This window comes from Kitasatospora sp. Xyl93, from assembly GCF_055383135.1.
The window spans coordinates 3,776,919-3,794,519 of record NZ_AP029185.1 but is presented as its reverse complement, the minus strand read 5'-3'; the positions used below and the strand labels follow the sequence as shown (position 1 = coordinate 3,794,519).

Genomic DNA, 17,601 nt, shown 5'->3' with positions numbered 1-17,601 from the left:
GCGTTTGTGCAGCTCAGAGCAACCCAAAGAAGGGCTGTCAGTTCGTCCGCCTCGCGATGCGAGACATGTTGAACATGTCTCTTACGATGCCGAGAAGCCGACGCTGCGTCAAGTCCTTCGTTTGGTTCGGTCGGAGATTCCCGACCGCGCATCACTAGATTCGGCTCTCCAGCCCTGTCGGAACACGGCGTGCCTGGACGGCTGCGGTTCGACTTCGCTACCGTCAAAGTCGTCCCAGAACGTCCAAGCGCCGCAACATCGTCCAGGGGAGGGCGAGATGGCCAACGAGAGGCTGCGAGGGGCGATCCTCGCCAGCGAGTTGACGATCGAGCAGATCGCGGAACGGCTAGGAACGAGCCCCCGGACGGTGGAGCGCTGGGTGGAGGCCAAGGACGGCCGACGTCCATATCGGCGTTTCCAGTACGCGCTCGCGAACCTCTTGCAGCGCGATCTGTCAGAGCTCTGGTCGGACGAACAGACCAGCAGCGCGACAGCCGAGGCTGGCCGCGCGGAACTGGTGAAGCTCTACCCGCACCGCGCTGTCGTGCCGAAGGAGCTGTGGACCTCCCTCTACGCGAAGGCCACGCACCACTTCGACTTGGTGGTGTACGCCGGCTTCTGGCTCTCGGAGGATCCGCTGTTCTTCCGGCTGATCCGGGAGAAGGCGCAGGCTGGCGTGCCCGTGCGGCTCATGTTGGGCGATCCGGACTGCCCCGGAGTGGCCCAGCGAGGCGAAGACGAGGGGATCGGGCCCGCCATGGCAGGCAAGATCCGAAATGCGCTGGCCAACTATGGGCCGCTGTTCAGCGTCCCCGGGGTCGAGTTCCGGCTCCACTCGACCACGCTCTACAACTCGCTCTACCGGGCTGATGACGATCTGCTCGTCAACGGGCACGTCTTTGGCGTCGGGGCCTACCTGGCCCCGGTCCTGCATCTGTCCCAGGTGCCTGGCGGTGAGCTGTTCAGCACGTACGCGGCGAGCATCGAACGGATCTGGGAGAACGCCCGGACCATCACCTCGCCCCAGCTCGAAAGTGAGGCCGCAGCATGAGTCGGACCGACTACTTCCACGACCCGGCTGCTCCGCCGGCGAACTCCGTTGTTCCGTCTGTCACCGCCGTGGTGACGGACGACGTGGGGCGGCTGCTGTTGATCCACAAGACGGATAACGACCTGTGGGCGCTTCCCGGAGGCGGGCACGACATCGGGGAGTCCGTGGCGGACACGGTTGTTCGCGAGGTGCGCGAGGAAACCGGGATCGACGTAGAGGTCGCCTCGGTCGTCGGCCTGTACACCGACCCGGCGCACGTCATGGCGTACGACGACGGAGAGGTCCGGCAGCAGTTCTCCATCTGCTTCAAGGCCCTGCCGGTCGGCGGCGCGCTGCGGACGAGTTCGGAGTCGAAAGAGGTCCGCTGGGTGGACCCAGCGGACCTCGATGACCTGGACATTCACCCGTCCATGCGACTGCGGATCAAGCACGGCCTGGAGCCTGACCGAGTGCAGCCGTACATCGGTTAGGCCGTGGTGTCGACCTGGACCAAACGACCTTCGACCCGGCGTGCGGCAGCGTCGATCTCCGGCTCGGCGCGGCGAATGAACCGCCCGACGATGCTGTCCGGTCCGTACCGACCCACGATCTCCGCGATCCGGTCCGGCGTCGTCGTCGGGGTGCCGTCCGGCGTGGTGGTCATGTCGCAGTAGATCAGCGCGTCGACCAGGTGCGGCTCCTCCAGCGGGAACTCCTCTTCCAGCTCTCGCCGCAGACCGCGTTCCTCCGCTTCGAGCAGCGCACACGAGTGGTGGGCGACCAGCCGCACGATGCGCTCGTCCACGTTCTCCGCGCGGAGGAACCGGGCGCCGTCGAGCGGGTGGAACCCGGTGTCGACGATCTGCGGCGAGTAACCGACGTCATGCAGAACGGCTGCGGACTCCAGCAGCTCGGCGTCCGGGCCGAGGATTCCGGCCAGGGCGCGCGCCCTGCCCGCTACCCCCTTGGAGTGGGCCCAGCGGCGGGGCAGATCGGTGGACAGCAGGGACTCGGCAAGGTCGTAGGCCCACACGGGCATCTGCTCCTAGGTGTGATTGGCGGGCAGGGCGCGGATGGTTCGGCCCTTTCCGTGGCGCACTTCGAGAACCCCGGCGCCCTCCAACTGCGCGAGGGCGCGTCGGACGGTACCTCTCGCTGCACCGGTGGTCTCGGTGAGTTCCTTCTCTGATGGGAAGTCGGCCCCGACGTCGAGCTTTCGAGCAAGAGCGGTGAGCTGGTCGAGCACCGGGATCTTGGGCTTGGCGCGTCCGACAACCCATCCGACGCCGGGCTGTGACCGAATCAGGCCCTCGGCCGCGAGGACATCGAGAGCGCGCTTCACCGTGGTGCGGGCGACGCCGTGTTCCTCCATCAGCTCCGCCTCGGAGGGAAGCGACGTCACTGTGGAATCTCCACTGATCTTGGTTCGCAGCGCATCGGCGATCCGCAGGTAGGTACCGCGCGGGCTCCGCTCGGGCACTGGCCGCTCCCTTCTCTAGGTCGATACCTAGACAGGATGAACGATTCCAGGGGAGGGCTGCCAGCTTCCGGGCTGTCCGCCCTCGCGGTGGTCCTGCGGGAGGCCGAGGCCGGTCAGGCGTCCGGTCTCAGTCCTGGTCTCAGTCCACCGCGTCTGTGACGGTCCGCGACCGTGCTACGTAGTCCACTGACCAGCGGTGCGGACGAGCGCGGACGGTCACGGACAGTGATTGGGCAAACTCGTAATGCGTAGGTCGCGGGTTCGAATCCCGCAGGCGGCTCCATGTGAAACCCCAGGTCAGGCCTCTGACCTGGGGTTTCTTGTTTTGGTCGGCCTTGGATCCCGAGCCGGGGAGCGGCGTGCTCGGCGTCGGAGCGGCAGGGGCGAAATTCTTCCGGCGCGCGGCAACCTTTGCGGCGTCGGCGACCACTGGGGAGCAGGTCCGGGCGGTACCGGGCCCACGCCTCTCTCGTGATCAGTCGCAAGGAGAACGCCTACCCATGAGCAACCCCACGAGCGGTGGGCGCCGCGGGCGCCACCGCCGTCGCTGGAGCGCCAGTGCTCTGCTGCTCGCCGTGCCCCTCGCCGCCGGGGCGTACCTGTTGACGCAGGAGGACTCCCGGGCCGCGGTGGTCGAGGACGGCGCCTTCTACCGGCTGGTCTCGGTCCGCAGCGGTCAGGTGCTGGACGTCAACGGCTTCTCCACCGCCGACGGCACCCGCATCCAGCAGTGGACCGATCAGAACACCGCCAACCAGCAGTGGCGGCTGCGGTCCACCGGGGGCGGCTACTACGAGCTGGTCAACCGCAACAGCGGCAAGGTGCTGGGCATAGCGGGCGACTCGACCGCCCGGGGCGCGGTGGCCGAGCAGCAGACGGACAGCTCCGCCGCCTCCCAGGAGTGGCGGGTCGACACCGTGAGCGGCTCCGACACGGTCACCTTCACCTCCCGCCGGAGCGGTCAGGCGCTGGACGTCTCCGGGTACTCCACGGCCCGGGGCGCGCAGGTCATCCAGTGGCCGGGCACGGGCGGGGCCAACCAGCAGTGGAAGCTGGTGAAGTCGGGGGACGCCCCGGCCGCCGGGAACGGCTCGTACACGTGGCGCAACGCCCCGGTGGCGGGCGGCGGTTACGTCACCGGCCTGGTCTTCAACCAGAAGGAGAAGGGCCTGCTGTACGCGCGCACCGACATGGGCGGCGCGTACCGCTGGGATCCCGGGGCCGAGCAGTGGATCCCGCTCACCGACTGGGTCGGCGAGAAGGACTGGAACCTGCTGGGCATCGAGTCGCTGGCCACCGACCCGGTCGACCCCGACCGGCTCTACCTGGCGGCGGGCACCTACACCAACGACTGGGCCGGTAACGGTTCGATCCTGCGCTCCACCGACCGCGGCCGCACGTTCCAGCGCACCGACCTGCCGTTCAAGCTGGGCGGCAACGAGGACGCCCGCGGGGCGGGCGAGCGCCTGGTGATCGACCCCGCGAACCACGACAACCTGCTGCTGGGCACCCGCAAGAACGGCCTGTGGCGCAGCACCGACCACGGTCAGACCTGGAACCAGGTCTCCTCGTTCCCGGTCAAGGACGGCGCGAGCTTCGGCACCGGCATCTCCTTCGTGACGTACGGCCCGGCCGGCAGCAACACGGTCTACGTCGGCGTCGCCGACAGGTCCGCCAACCTGTACCGGTCCACCGACGGCGGCAACTCCTGGCACGCGGTCTCCGGGCAGCCCACCGGCCAGGTTCCGCAGCACGGTGTGCTCTCCGGTGACGGCTCGCTGTACCTGACGTACTCCGACAAGCCGGGGCCGAACGACGTGACGGCGGGTTCGGTGTGGAAGTACACCACCTCCGGCGGGGCGTGGAAGAACATCTCGCCGTCCCAGGGCGGCTACGGGTTCTCCGGTCTGGCCGTCGACCCGCAGAAGCCGTCCACGGTGATGGTCACCACCCTGGACCGCTGGTGGCCGCAGGACGAGCTCTACCGCTCCACCGACGGCGGTGCGTCCTGGAAGACCCAGTCCGACCGGTCCGAGCGGGACGCCTCCCTCGCCCCTTACCTCGGCACCGGCATCGGGCACTGGATGACCGCCCTGAGCATCGACCCGTTCGACTCCGGGCACGTGATGTACGGCACCGGCAACGGCATCTGGGCCAGTAGGGACGCCAACGCGACCGACAACGGCGGCACCAGCCACTGGACCGTCGGAGCCCGCGGGCTGGAGGAGACGGCGCTGTACGACGCGGTCTCCCCGCCCGGCGCCGTCGCCCTCGTCACCTCCATGGGCGACCAGGGCGGCTTCGTGTACGACGACCTGACGAAGCAGCCCACCGGGCGGCTGGTCAACCCGACGATCCACAACAGCACCTCCGTCGACTTCGCCCAGTCCAACCCCTCGCTGGTGGTGCGGGTCGGCAGGGGCGGCGAGCAGGACGGCGCCCTCTCCACCGACGGCGGCCACACCTGGAGCGGCTTCAAGGGCGAGCCGGTGCCCAGCGCGGACAGCGGCCGCATCGCGATCGCGGCGGACGGCTCCAGCTTCGTCTGGACCGAGGCCGGCCAGGCCCCGTACCGCTCGACCGACCGGGGCGCGAGCTGGACGAAGGTCAGCGGCCTGGGCAACGACGCCGAGGTCGTCGCCGACCGGTCGACCGGCAGCACCTTCTACTCGCTGTCCAACGGCACGCTGTACGCCAGCACCGACAGCGGCGCGACCTTCTCCGCCCGCGCCCACAACCTGCCCACCGGCAAGCTCAGTGCCGTCCCCGGCATCGCGGGCGACCTGTGGATCTCCGGCGGCGGCAAGGGCCTGCTGCACTCCACCGACGGCGGCCGCACCTTCACCACGCTGAGCTCGGTGCAGTCCGCCTCCGGTCTCGGGTTCGGCAAGGCCGCACCCGGCGCCTCCTACCAGGCCCTGTACCTGATCGGCACGGTCAAGAACGTCGCCGGGGTCTTCCGCTCCACCGACCAGGGCGCCACCTGGGTCCGCGTCAACGACGACGCCCACCAGTGGGGCAACTTCGCGGGCATGGGCATCATCACCGGCGACCCCGACACCTACGGCCGCGTCTACATCGGGACCAACGGACGGGGCCTCCAGGTCGGCGACCCCTCCTGACACCCGCTCACCAGCGGGGCCACGGGTGCGCACCTGCCCGCGGCCCCGCCGTGCCGGCCGGCCTTCACGATCACCGCGAATCATTTCCTCGGCCGCGGCAACCTTTTCCCAACCGACGGCAACTGACGGATGATCTGGGCCCCGAACGGGGCCCATCGCCGGAGGGACAATCCGTTGGCAGAACAGAACCGCGCTCACCGCCGCCGCAAGCCGACCCGTCGGGTGGTCGCCATCGCCCTGGCCGTCGCCGCCGTGGGCGCCGCCGTACCGCTGGTCGCCCAGGCCGCGCTCACCCCGGACGCCGCCTCGCCGACCACGCTGGGCGAGGCGGCGTCCGCCGCGGGCGGCCGCTACTTCGGCACGGCCGTGGCCGCGGGCCGGCTCGGCGACCAGACGTACACCGGCATCCTCGACCGGGAATTCAAGATGATCACCCCGGAGAACGAGATGAAGTGGGACGCCGTCGAGCCGTCCCGCGGCTCGTTCACCTTCCGTGGCGCCGACGCGATAGCCGACCGTGCCGCCGCGCACGGCCAGCGGCTGCGCGGCCACACCCTGGTCTGGCACTCCCAACTGCCCGGCTGGGTCGGCGCCGTCAAGGACGCCGGCACCCTGCGCGGGGTGATGAACCAGCACATCACCCAGACCATGAGCCACTTCAAGGGCAGGATCTACGCCTGGGACGTGGTCAACGAGGCCTTCGCCGACGGCGGCAGCGGCCGGCACCGCAGCTCGGTGTTCCAGGACGTGCTGGGCGACGGCTTCATCGAGGAGGCCTTCCGCACCGCGCGGAGCGTCGACCCCGCTCCGAAGCTCTGCTACAACGACTACAACATCGAGAACTGGAACGACGCCAAGACCCAGGGCGTCTACCGCATGGTCAAGGACTTCAAGTCCCGCGGCGTGCCCATCGACTGCGTCGGCTTCCAGAGCCACTTCGGCAACGGCGGCCCGCCCGCCGGCTTCCAGACCACGCTGGCCAACTTCGCCGCGCTCGGCGTCGACGTCCAGATCACCGAGCTCGACATCGCCCAGGCCTCCACCACCGCGTACTCCAGTGCCGTCCAGGCCTGCCTCAACGTCGCCCGCTGCACCGGCATCACGGTGTGGGGCATCCGCGACAGCGACTCCTGGCGCACCGGTGAGAACGCGCTGCTGTTCGACGACAAGGGCAACCGGAAGCCCGCCCACGCCGCCGTCCTCGCCGCCCTCGGCGTCGCCGGGGGAGGCGGCAAGCCGGGCTCCGAGATCAACTCCGGCACCGTCTACACGCTCTCCGCGGTGGCGGCCGAGGGACGCGTCCTCGACCAGCCCGCCGGGTACAACGGCAACGGCACCCCGCTCCAGGTGTGGGACGCCAGCGGCGCCGCCAACCAGCAGTGGAAGGCCACCAGGAACGGCGACGGCTCGTTCACACTGACCAACGTCGCCAGCGGCCGGGTGCTGGACGAGCCGGGCAACCGGACCGCCAACGGCACCAAGCCGCAGATCTGGGACTCCAACGGCGGCAGCAACCAGCACTGGAAGGCGAGCCGGAACAGCGACGGCTCGTACACGCTGACCAACGTCGCCAGCGGCCGGGTCCTGGAGACCCCCGGCAACCAGACCGCCAACGGCACCCCGGTCCAGATCTGGGACTCCTGGGGCGCGGCCAATCAGCACTGGAACCTGAAGCCGACCGGCTCGGCGGCCCCGACGCCCGCGCCGACCCCGACGGCCCCTGCGCCGGGCGGCACCTGCGCCCTCCCGTCCACGTACCAGTGGAGCTCGACGGGTGCGCTGGCGCAGCCCGCCAACGGGTGGACCTCGGTGAAGGACTTCACCAGTGTGACGGTGAACGGCAAGCACCTGGTCTACGCCTCGAACGCGAACGGGTCCTCGTACGGCTCGATGGCGTTCAGCCCGTTCGCCAACTGGTCCGACATGGCCTCCGCCAAGCAGACCGGGATGAGCCAGTCCGCGGTGGCGCCCACCCTGTTCTACTTCGCGCCCAAGAAGATCTGGGTGCTGGCGTACCAGTGGGGCCAGTGGCCGTTCGTCTACCGCACCTCGAGCGACCCGACCAACCCCAACGGCTGGTCGGAGCCGCAGCCGCTGTTCACCGGCAGCATCCCCAAGTCGAGCACCGGGCCGATCGACCAGACCCTGATCGCCGACGACCAGAACATGTACCTGTTCTTCGCCGGCGACAACGGCAGCATCTACCGGGCCAGCATGCCGATCGGGAACTTCCCGAGCAGCTTCGGCTCCTCCTACACGACCGTCATGAGCGACACCACGGCCAACCTCTTCGAGGCCCCGCAGGTCTACAAGGTCAAGGACCAGAACCAGTACCTGATGATCGTCGAGGCGATGGGGGCCGGCGGCCGCTACTTCCGCTCCTTCACGGCCACCAGCCTGAACGGCTCCTGGACCCCGCAGGCCGCCTCCGAGGCGAACCCGTTCGCGGGCAAGGCCAACAGCGGAGCCACCTGGACCAACGACATCAGCCACGGCGACCTCGTCCGCGAGAACCCCGACCAGACCATGACCATCGATCCCTGCAACCTGCAGTTCCTCTACCAGGGCAAGTCCCGCGACGCGGGCGGTGCCTACGACCAGCTGCCGTACCGCCCGGGTGTCCTCACCCTGAAGCGCTGAAGCACCGCAGACACACGGGCGGCCGTCCAGCCCGCGGGCCGGGCGGCCGTCCGCCGTCGACCTGTCGGAGGCCCGGGTCATCTGTCGATGACCCGGGCCTCTTGCGTTGGCGGGGTTGCCGGTCGAGGTGGGTCGGGGCGGCTGGGCCGGGGCTGGCGGGGTTGGGCGGGGCGAAACTCTGTCCTTGGTCCAACGGGATATCTGCCGAACGGCAGATGGCAGGAGGCCGGGGATCGGTGAGGCTACCGGTGGGCCCGAGGGGCGGGCCCGGTTGCAGCCTTCCGGAGGGTGCGGTGGTTCGGTGAGTTGGGGCGGGGAGACGGGGAGCATGCTCGAACTGGTGGGTGTCACCAAGGTCTACAAGGGCGGCAAGCGGGCCGTCGACGGCATCACGATGCGGCTCGGGCCGGGGATGGTGGGGCTGCTGGGGCCGAACGGGGCGGGGAAGTCGTCGTTGATGCGGATCGTGGCGACGGTCACCCGGCCCACGGGCGGGCAGGTCCGGTACGAGGGTGTCGACGTGGTGGCGGAGCCGGACCGGTTGCGTCGGGAACTCGGGTACCTGCCGCAGGACTTCGGGGTCTACCCGAACCTGACCTCGCGGGAGTTCCTGTCCTACCTGGCGGCGGCCAAGGGGATCGGTGCCCGGTCCGCGAAGGCCCGGATCGACGAGCTGATCGAGTTGGTCAACCTGACCGAGGCGATCAAGCGCCCGCTCGGCGCGTACTCGGGCGGCATGCTCCGGCGGGTCGGCATCGCGCAGGCGCTGCTGGCCGACCCCAGGGTGATCGTGGTCGACGAGCCGACCGCCGGGTTGGACCCGGAGGAGCGGGTGCGCTTCCGCAACCTGCTCAGCGAGCTCGCGGCCGAGCGGGTCGTGCTGCTGTCGACCCACATCGTCTCCGACGTGGAGTCGGTCGCCTCCGACATCGCGGTGGTCGCCCAGGGGCGGCTGCTGCGCCGGGGCGCGCCGGAGGAGCTGCTCGGGGAGATCGACGGGCAGGTGTGGGAGGCCGTGGTCGATCCGGGCGAGGTGCCGGCCGCGCAGGCCCGCCACGTGGTCAGCCGGATGGTGCGGACGGGGAACGGCGTACGGCTGCGGGTGATCGCCGCCGGGCGGCCGTGGGCGGACGCCGTCCCGGTGACACCCGATCTGGAGGACGCCTACCTGGGCGTCATCCGGGGAGCGGGGGAGCGGGGCCAGGCCGGGCAGCGGGCGGTGAGCCGGTGATCGGGGGGCTGGTGATCGGCGACTTCCGGGACCGGGTGCGCCGGCCGGTGTACGCGGTGACGCTGCTCGCCGCGGTCGGGCTCGGCTACCTGGCCGTGCCGGACGCGGGCGGCCATTGGACGATCATGGACGTGGGCGGTAACCGGGGCGTCTACAACAGCGCCTACGTCGGCGCGGTCACCGCGCTCGCCGGTGCGCTCTGGCTCACCTTCGGCGGCTTCTACGTGGTGCGCAGCGGCATCGCGCGGGACGTGACGACCGGGGTCGGGCAGATCCTCGCCGCCGCCCCGCTGTCCACCTCGCGCTACCTGGTGGGCAAGTTCCTGAGCAACCTGCTGGTGCTCGCCTCGATGGTCGGCACGCTGGCCGGCACGGCGCTGCTGATGCAGCTCGCCCGCGGTGAGGACCGCGCGGTCGATCCGCTCGCCCTGGTGGAGCCGTTCCTGCTGCTCTCGCTGCCCGTGATGGCGCTCGTCGCGGCGGCGGCGCTCCTGTTCGAGACGGTGCCGCCGCTGCGGGGCGGTTTCGGGAACGTCGTGTGGTTCGTGCTGGCCATGGTGCTCGCGATCGGCGGGCAGTCGGCCTCCGCGCCGCTGGACGGCCTCGGCGTGCACCAGGTCGCGCGGTCGATGGGCACGGCGCTGGAGGCCCAGCGCGGGACGGCCGACCTCGGGCAGTTCAGCCTCGGCCTGACGAAGGTCGACAGCCCGCTGGGCACCTTCCGGTGGGACGGTCTCGAGGTGTCCTCCGGGTTCGTCCTCGCCCGGCTGGCGCTGTTCCTGGCGGCGTTCGCGGTGGCGTTGCTGCCGGCCCTGTGGTTCGGCAGGTTCGACCCCGCGCGTGGCTCCGGTGCCGAGGCGGTGGCCGAAGCGCCGTACGGGTCGGACGGGGCCGAGCCCGCCGGGGCGCGCTGGGCGACCGCGCCGGGCGCACTGCCGCGGACCACACTGCCGCGGACCGTACCGCGGCGGGCCGGGGCGTTCGGCCGGCTGCTGGCGGGCGAGGTCCGGATCCTGGTGCAGGGCGTCTCCCGCTGGTGGTGGCCGACCGCGGCCGCGCTGACGGTGGCCGGGTTCGTGCTGCCGATGAACGCCGTCACCGGCCTGCTGCTGCCCCTGGTCTGGCTGTGGCCGGTCCTGGTCTGGTCCAGGCTCGGCAGCCAGCAGGTCGAGAACGGCCTGGAGGTGCTGCTCGGCGCCTACCCGTCGGCCCGGCGCCGGCTGCTCGCCGAGTGGGCGTCGGGGCTGGTGCTCACGGCGGTGACGGGCGTCGCCCCGCTGATACGCATGCTGGTGGCGGGGGACGGCGCGGGGACGGCCAGTTGGGTCGGCGGCGCGCTGTTCGTCCCCTCGTTGGCCATGGTGCTCGGTGTGGTGAGCCGGAGCCACCGGCTCTTCCAGGCGGTCTACCTGCCGCTCTGGTGGGTGCTCGTCAACAACGTCGCCGCGGTCGACTTCATGGGGGCGGTGCGCGTGGGCGGCAGCCCGGCCGGTCCAGGGCCGCTTCTGGTCGGAGCGCTGTCCGCGGCGATGCTCGCGGTGGTGTTCCTGGTCGGCGCCGCCCGACGGAACGTCAAGGACTGAGTGGGGAGGGGGCCGAGGGCGGAGTCGAGGGGGAGTCGGCCGAGGAGGAGTTGGCCGAGGGCGCGGTCGCGGGCCGAGCCACGCGAGCCGAGCACGGGGCCGGCGTCACGGGCTGGTCGAAGCCGGGAGCCCGAAGCCGGGAGCCCGGGTCATCGGCGGACGACCCGGGCTCCCGTGGAGACAGAGGAGGTGCTACTCGTCGTCGCCGAGGTCGCCCGAAAGGTCGCCCGCGAGGTCGCCGTCCGGGGTGCCGCTGATCGCGTAGCCCTGCCGGCGCGCCTCGTAGCAGGCCACCGTCGCGGCCGCCGAGACGTTCAGCGAGCCGACCCGGCCCAGCTGCGGCACGAACACCACCTGGTCGCACAGGGCCAGCGCCTCGGGCGTGATCCCGCGGTCCTCGTGGCCGAGCACGAAGGCCACCGCCGGGGTCAGTCCGGCGGCGAACATCGGCACCGCCTCGTCCGCCAGCTCCAGGCCGACGACCTTGAAGCCGTCCGCCTTGGCCGCCGCGACCGCCTCGGCGACGGTCGGGAAGTGCTCCACCTTCAGGTACTTGTCGGTGCCCATCGCGGCCTTCTGCGCACCGGAGGAGCGCACCGACGGGGTGTCCCCGGTCAGGTACAGCTTCTCCGCGCCCATCGCCGCGCCGGTGCGGACCACCGAGCCGACGTTGAACGGCGACTGGAGGTTCTCCAGGATCATCGCGAGCCGGAACTCGTTGCTGCGCCGCCACGAGCGGTGCAGACGCTTCAGTTCGGTCCCGCGCAGCTGCTTCACGTCGTCGTACCTCGTCCACTCTCGGAGCCCTCGCCCACCTCGGGGCGGGGCCGCGCTTCCAGAATCCGCACCCCGTTGACCGACGTGACCCGGGTGGTCGGGTAGCCCTGCTCGTTCAGCCACTTCTGGAGCGAGTCCGAACCCAGGTGCTTCTGCACGACCAGGAACGCCGAGCCGTCCGGGGTCAGCCGGTCGAGCCAGTGCGTGAGCAGGCGGCGCAGCGCGGCCTTGCCGATCCGGATCGGAGGGTTGGAGTAGATGGTGGCGAAGCGGACGTCCTCGGGGACGTCGTCGGGCAGGGCGGCCTGGACGTTGCCGAGCCCCAGCGCCTCGGCGTTCAGCCGGACCAGCTCCAGGGCGCGCTCGTTGACGTCCACCGCCCAGACCGGGAGGCGCTTGCGACGGCTCGCCCAGGTCAGCGCGATCGGACCGTAGCCGCAGCCGATGTCCAGGATCGGGCCGCGCACCCGCGGCTGCGGGGCGTGCTCCAGCAGGATCCGGGTGCACGGGTCGAGCCGGCTGCGGGAGAACACCCCGGTGTCGGTGGTCAGTTCCAGGGTGAGGTCCGGCAGGGAGACCGTGATCGGCCGGCGGTCGCTGGCGACCTCGGGTGCACCGGTGAAGTAGTGCGAGCCGGACATGATTTCCCCGTCGTTCGTATGGGCCTCGGGGCCACCGGGTGGGTGTGGGTTAGCCCTTCGTACGGCACCGATCGTACCCCGGTGGCCTGGACGGCGGTCCGGGCGCCGATCCGGGCGCCGGCGGAGCCGGCGCTGCCCGGCGGCGACCCGGACGGGGCGCGATCAGGCAGTGCCGGGGGTCTTGCGGGTGGCCACGTTGATCCGGTTCCAGGCGTTGATGGTGAAGCAGACCGAGATCAGCTGTGCCAGCTCGGCCTCCGCGAAGTGCGCGGCGGCCCGGGCGTACACCGCGTCCGAGACGCCGCCGCCGATCCGGGTGATCTCCTCGGCCAGCGCCAGGGCGGCCCGCTCGCGCTCGGTGTACACCCCCACCGGGGCCTCCGGCCAGACCGGCAGCAGGTAGATCCGCTCGTCGGTCTCGCCGGCCTTGCGGGCGTCCTTGGCGTGCATGTCCAGGCAGTACGCGCAGCCGTTCAGCTGCGAGGTGCGCATCTGGACGAGCTCGACCAGGGCAGGGTCCAGGCCGTCCCGGGCGGCGGCGTCCAGGGCGATCATCGCGCGGAACACCTTGGGGGCGGTGCGGGCGTAGTCGAGGCGGGCGGGAGCCGCGACGGCGTCGGCGGTCCGAGCGGCCTCGGCGGTCTGCGGGAACTCGGTGGTCCGGGTGTTCTCGTTCGTCGTCATGGCTATGACCCTAGGCGCGGAATGCACCCCGTCCATGGGTCATTGAGGGTGCTGTTTCACGGGTCAATCGAGCGGGCATGCGAGGCACCGGCCAGGGTATCCGCAGGAGGCCCGGCAACACGCCGGAGCGCCGTCGGCACTTCGCGTCCCGGCGCCGGGCGGCGGATACTGCCAGTACGCCAGCCGGGCCCGTGAAGGCCTCCGAACAGTGAGGACGGATGCCATGCCGCAGGAACAGCACGAGGAATACCTGATCGAGGAGACCGCCGAGACCGTCGAGCCCGACGAGAAGGCGGCCGAGGGCGACACGTACGACGTGGTGGCCGAACGCCGGGCCGTCGGTGCGGACCCCGCGACCGACGTCGCGGACGTCGTGGAGCAGACCCGGGCGGTCCGCCACGACGAGGAGGAGTACCGGGAGTAGCCGGTGGGCGTCGGGTCCGGTCCACGCCCCGGGCCCCACGCCCGGGGCCCCGACGCCCCGGCCACCCGGCCCCCGGCCCCCCGCAGTCCGACCCCCCGCAGTCCGACCCCCCGGGGTCCGAGCGCGGGGGGTCGGGGGCCGCCCCGGCTACAGGGCCCGGCGGCGTTGCAGCCAGACGAAGGCCGCCCAGCCCGGCAGCACCGGCAGGATCAGCGTCAGCAGACGGTACAGCGCCACCGCGGCCAGCGCGCCGCCCCGCTCCATCGAGGCGGTCTGCTGGAGCAGCGTGATCAGCATCCCGTCCACCGCGCCGGCCCCGCCCGGGGTCGGCGCCGCGCTGCCCACCGCGTTGCCCACCAGGAACACCACCGCGACCGAGGCGAAGGACGGTTCCCGGCCGATCGCCCGGGCACAGCAGTACAGACAGGCGATCAGGCAGATCGACACCAGCAGCTGCCCGGTCACCCCGACCGCCAGCCGGGCCGGGCTGCGCAGCAGGTCCAGCAGCCGCGGCAGCACCTCGGCCGTCAGCGGCCGCAGCCGCGTGGCCAGCCACCGCCGGGCCACCGGGATCGCCGACACCGCCGCCAGCAGCGCCGCCGCCCCCGCCAGGCCGCCGACCACCGCGGGCAGCGCGTCCAGCTCGGAGCCGCCGGGCTCGAAGCCCAGCAGGTAGACGAAGGCCCCCAGCTGCAGCAGGTGCAGCACCAGGCCGATCAGCGTCCCCACGCCGACGCTGGACAGCGCCTGCGCGGTGGGGATGCCGGCCCGCTGCAACAGGCGGGTGTTCAGCGCGACGCCGCCGACGCCGCCGGGCGAGACCAGCTTCACGAACGACCCGGCCACCTGGGCCAGCACCGCGTTGCGGAAGTTCAGCCGCTCCGGCACGAAGCCGACGAAGCCCATCGCCGCCGCGACGTGGCTCGCCGCCGCCGCGGCCAGTGCCAGCAGCAGCCACCACGGGTCGGCGTCCGCCAGGGCGGAGACCGGGTTGTCCTCCGCCGCGAACAGCTGCGGGATCAGCAGCCACCCGGCCACCACCCCGCCCACGACGACCAGCAGGGTCCGCGGTCGCAGCCGCTCCAGCCGCACCGGCCGGCCCACCGCCTGCGGGCGGGCGCGCAGGACCTCCGCGCGGATCTCGTCGAGCAGCCCGCCGGGGGCGGGGACGTCGTGCCCGGGGTCCGCGCCGGTGGCGGGTCCGTCGCCACCGCCCGGCGCGCCCGGGTCGACGGTGGGCCGGGAGTCCGCCGCGGGGCGAGCACCGGCGTCGCCTCCGGACCCGGGCCCGGGCTCGGCCCCGCCTCCGGACCCGGCCCCGCCGGAGCCCCCGCCGCCGTTCCCGGCCGGCCCGGCGGCCCGCGGAGCGGTGCGCTTCGCGTGCTGCTTGAGGGCGCGGCGGGTGGTGTGGGTCAGGGCGATGGGCTGGAGCAGCGGGAGGGCGGCGTCGATGGGGTCGGGGCCGAGGACGGCGGTGGCCGTGCGGACGGAGCGGGCGGCCCCGGCGCGCAGGGCGAGGGTGGTGAGGAGCTGGGCGAGGTCGCAGCAGAGGACGAGCTCGGTGGCGGCGATGTCGCCGTCGGCGAAGTCGACCAGGTGCACCGCGCCCGAGTCGTCGATCAGCAGGGAGGAGGGGACGAGGGCGCGGTGGGCGATCTCGCGGCGCTGGAGCAGGGCGAACTGCCGCCAGGCGTCGGTGAGCAGCTCGTCGGTGATCTCCTCGTCGGCGAGTTCGTCCAGGGTGCGTCCGGCGAGCCGCTCGTACGCGATGAGGGCGGTGTCCTGGCCGATGCCGGCGGTGGCGGCGATGCGGCGGGTGCGGACGCCGGCCGCGAGGGCCGCGTAGGTGACCAGGGCCTCGTGCTCCAGCCCGGTGCGGGGGGAGCGCAGGACGCGCGGGTCGGGGGCGGTGCGCAGCCGCAGCCGGCGCCAGGCGCGCTGGACGGCGGCGGCGGTGACGGCCTGCCGGTCGAGGAGCTGGACGTCGAGGTCGGGGCGACCGTCGGCCTGTCGGACCCGGTAGCGGTCGGGGCCGGCCGGCCGGGCCTCGACCGGGTGCAGGCCGCTGTCGCGCAGGGCGCGCAGGACCTCGCCGGGCCGGGGGCAGGGGTCGGGGGTGCCGACGGCGTACAGGGTGCCGTGGGCGCCGGTCCAGCCGATCAGCAGCCCGAGCAGGAGCGCGGTGGGGGTGGCGTACCCGCCGGTCAGTCCGGCGAGGCCGGAGAGGGCGAGGACGGTCCAGGACAGGCGGCGTTCCCGGCTGCCGGAGGCGGTCATGAAGGCGAGGACCGGCGCGAGGTACCCGTACACGGGTTCGGTGTGCCCCAGCCCGCCGCCGGGCAGCGGCTGGGTGAGCGCGGTGAGCAGCGAGAGCGGGGCCAGGCCGTCGGCCCACAGGTCCAGTCCGAGGGTGGCGCCGTACGCGAGGACGGCGGCGAGCAGCCCGTCGGAGACCTGCTGGAGGGCGCGCCGCCGGTCGGGGCCCAGCAGCCGGCGGACGGCGAGGCCGACCGGGAGCAGCAGGACGGCGGCGGTGGTGAGCCCGCCGGCCAGGCCGCCCAGCGGGCGGGGTACCAGCGCGGCGGCCTCGGCGACGTCGGCGGCGATGCCGCCCACGGTGGCCCGGGCGTAGTCGGCGAGCAGCAGGGTGAGGGCGATGGCGAACAGTCCGCCGAGCAGCCGGATCAGGGCGACCGGCTGCCGGACCCGGTCGGTGGCGGGCAGCGGGCGGGCCCGGAACCGACCGGGGCCGGCCTGCCCGGGTATCCGGGCGGCGGCCGCCACCGCCTCACGGTCGGCCGTCGCCGCCTCACGGTCGGCCGTCACCGCCTCACGGTCGTCCGGTGCCCCGCCGCGGTCGGCCGGTGCCCCGCCGCCGGTGTCGCTGCCTCTGCCGCCTTCACTGCCGTTCCCGCCGCCACTGTCCCGCGTCCCCGCGCCGCGTTCCCGCCGCGCGGGCGCACCGCCGGGGTCGCCCCCGTCGGTGTCGCCGTTCGTTCTCCCCGTCACGATCGCCACGGGTGGCATGCTCCCATGCCGCCCGTGGGCGCGGAGCGGGGATTCGGCCGTGCCGGTACGACGCGGCGACCGCCCCTACGCCTGCCGGGTGGGCAGGACGACCTGGTGGCGCAGGTTGACGTGCCGGGGGCGGCTGACGGTGTACGCGATGAGGTCGGCGACGTCCTCGGCCCCGAGTGCCGGGATGGCGTCGAACATGCCGCCGAGCTGTTCGCGCAGCACCGGGTTGTCGATGTGCCCGCCGAGTTCGGTGTCGGTCAGGCCGGGCTCGATCGCGCTGACCCGGACGTCGCGCGGGCCGAACTCGCTGCGCAGGGCGGCGGACAGCTGGGTGAGCGCGGCCTTGGTGGCCCCGTACACCGCGTAGTCGGGGAAGACCACGTGCGAGGCGATCGAGGAGACGTTGACCAGGTCGGCGGTGCGGCCCTCGGCGGCGGCCGCGGTGAGGTCGGAGCCGAAGGCGCGGACGATCCGCAGCGCGCCGGTGAGGTTGGTGTCCACCATGCGGGTCCACTCGTCGATCCGGCCGTCGGCGAGCGGGTTGGGCAGCATCACCCCGGCGTTGTTGACCACCAGGTCGACCTGGCCGTACGTCCCGTGGACGGTCTTCGCGGCGGCGTCCACCGAGGCCTGGTCGGTGATGTCGGCGGTGACGGCGAGGGCCTGTCCGCCCGTGGCGGCGATCTCGGCGGCGAGGGCGTCCAGCCGCTCGGTGCGGCGGGCGAGCAGGGCGACCCGGGCGCCGGAGGCGGCGAGCAGCCGGGCGGTGGCGGCACCCATGCCGCTGGCGGCTCCGGTGACGACGGCGGTGCGGGCGGCGAGGGACGGGTAGCTCATCGGGGGCTCCAGACGGTGCGGTCGGGCTGACGTCGACCACTCTGCGCGGGCCGCGGGCGGCTACCCAGGGCTGCGCGTCTCCCGGGAACCGCGTTCCCGGGACGGCCCTTCCCGGGACGGCGGAGCCTGGGAAC

Annotated in this window: 14 protein-coding genes; 7 read left to right on the top strand and 7 right to left on the bottom strand. The window is 72.5% G+C overall.

Annotation, left to right across the window (positions count from 1 at the left end):
* The first annotated feature begins 277 nt into the window (after window positions 1–277).
* Complete coding sequence (locus ACZ5GH_RS16875) at window positions 278–1,051, top strand: helix-turn-helix domain-containing protein (RefSeq protein WP_464334625.1); 774 nt, start codon at window positions 278–280, stop codon at window positions 1,049–1,051.
* On the top strand, window positions 1,048–1,521 hold the full coding sequence (locus ACZ5GH_RS16870; RefSeq protein WP_464334624.1) for an NUDIX hydrolase: 474 nt from the start codon (window positions 1,048–1,050) through the stop codon (window positions 1,519–1,521). The genes ACZ5GH_RS16875 and ACZ5GH_RS16870 overlap by 4 nt, the downstream gene beginning before the upstream one ends.
* Here ACZ5GH_RS16870 and ACZ5GH_RS16865 read toward each other — a convergent pair.
* Entirely contained in the window at window positions 1,518–2,069 is a 552-nt protein-coding gene (locus tag ACZ5GH_RS16865) for an HD domain-containing protein (protein WP_380435607.1), read from the bottom strand. The genes ACZ5GH_RS16870 and ACZ5GH_RS16865 overlap by 4 nt on opposite strands.
* A 6-nt stretch (window positions 2,070–2,075) precedes the next feature.
* On the bottom strand, window positions 2,076–2,510 hold the full coding sequence (locus tag ACZ5GH_RS16860) for a GntR family transcriptional regulator (RefSeq protein ID WP_464334623.1): 435 nt from the start codon (window positions 2,508–2,510) through the stop codon (window positions 2,076–2,078).
* 500 nt (window positions 2,511–3,010) lie between these two features.
* Between ACZ5GH_RS16860 and ACZ5GH_RS16855 the strand changes: the two genes are divergently transcribed.
* The 4 genes from ACZ5GH_RS16855 to ACZ5GH_RS16840 all read left to right on the top strand — a co-directional run bounded on the left by ACZ5GH_RS16855 (window position 3,011) and on the right by ACZ5GH_RS16840 (window position 11,086).
* Complete coding sequence (locus ACZ5GH_RS16855) at window positions 3,011–5,632, top strand: RICIN domain-containing protein (RefSeq protein WP_464334622.1); 2,622 nt, start codon at window positions 3,011–3,013, stop codon at window positions 5,630–5,632.
* Window positions 5,633–5,761: 129 nt separating this feature from the next.
* Window positions 5,762–8,272, top strand: a complete 2,511-nt coding sequence (locus ACZ5GH_RS16850; RefSeq protein ID WP_464334621.1) for a non-reducing end alpha-L-arabinofuranosidase family hydrolase — start codon at window positions 5,762–5,764, stop codon at window positions 8,270–8,272.
* A gap of 328 nt (window positions 8,273–8,600) precedes the next feature.
* Window positions 8,601–9,503: an ABC transporter ATP-binding protein gene (locus ACZ5GH_RS16845; RefSeq protein ID WP_464334620.1), complete on the top strand. Its 903-nt coding sequence runs from the start codon at window positions 8,601–8,603 to the stop codon at window positions 9,501–9,503.
* Complete coding sequence (locus ACZ5GH_RS16840) at window positions 9,500–11,086, top strand: hypothetical protein (RefSeq protein WP_387752636.1); 1,587 nt, start codon at window positions 9,500–9,502, stop codon at window positions 11,084–11,086. The genes ACZ5GH_RS16845 and ACZ5GH_RS16840 overlap by 4 nt, the downstream gene beginning before the upstream one ends.
* Window positions 11,087–11,278: 192 nt before the next feature.
* Here the strand turns inward: ACZ5GH_RS16840 and ACZ5GH_RS16835 are convergent, their stop codons facing one another.
* The 3 genes from ACZ5GH_RS16835 to ACZ5GH_RS16825 form a co-directional block, all read right to left on the bottom strand.
* Window positions 11,279–11,863: a TrmH family RNA methyltransferase gene (locus ACZ5GH_RS16835; protein ID WP_464334619.1), complete on the bottom strand. Its 585-nt coding sequence runs from the start codon at window positions 11,861–11,863 to the stop codon at window positions 11,279–11,281.
* Window positions 11,860–12,504: a class I SAM-dependent methyltransferase gene (locus ACZ5GH_RS16830; RefSeq protein WP_387752641.1), complete on the bottom strand. Its 645-nt coding sequence runs from the start codon at window positions 12,502–12,504 to the stop codon at window positions 11,860–11,862. Before ACZ5GH_RS16830 ends, ACZ5GH_RS16835 begins: the two co-directional genes overlap by 4 nt.
* Window positions 12,505–12,666: 162 nt before the next feature.
* A complete protein-coding gene (locus ACZ5GH_RS16825) occupies window positions 12,667–13,188 on the bottom strand; it encodes a carboxymuconolactone decarboxylase family protein (RefSeq protein WP_464334618.1) in 522 nt (173 codons plus the stop codon).
* A gap of 223 nt (window positions 13,189–13,411) precedes the next feature.
* Here ACZ5GH_RS16825 and ACZ5GH_RS16820 point away from each other — a divergent pair, with 223 nt between their 5' ends.
* A complete protein-coding gene (locus ACZ5GH_RS16820; protein ID WP_401105710.1) occupies window positions 13,412–13,612 on the top strand; it encodes a hypothetical protein in 201 nt (66 codons plus the stop codon).
* A gap of 147 nt (window positions 13,613–13,759) precedes the next feature.
* Here the strand turns inward: ACZ5GH_RS16820 and ACZ5GH_RS16815 are convergent, their stop codons facing one another.
* Both ACZ5GH_RS16815 and ACZ5GH_RS16810 read right to left on the bottom strand, forming a co-directional pair.
* The gene (locus tag ACZ5GH_RS16815) at window positions 13,760–16,438 is read right to left on the bottom strand and encodes a lysylphosphatidylglycerol synthase transmembrane domain-containing protein (protein WP_464334617.1); all 2,679 of its coding nucleotides are present in this window, start codon (window positions 16,436–16,438) and stop codon (window positions 13,760–13,762) included.
* A gap of 267 nt (window positions 16,439–16,705) precedes the next feature.
* Window positions 16,706–17,467: an SDR family oxidoreductase gene (locus tag ACZ5GH_RS16810; protein ID WP_464334616.1), complete on the bottom strand. Its 762-nt coding sequence runs from the start codon at window positions 17,465–17,467 to the stop codon at window positions 16,706–16,708.
* Window positions 17,468–17,601 lie beyond the last annotated feature (134 nt).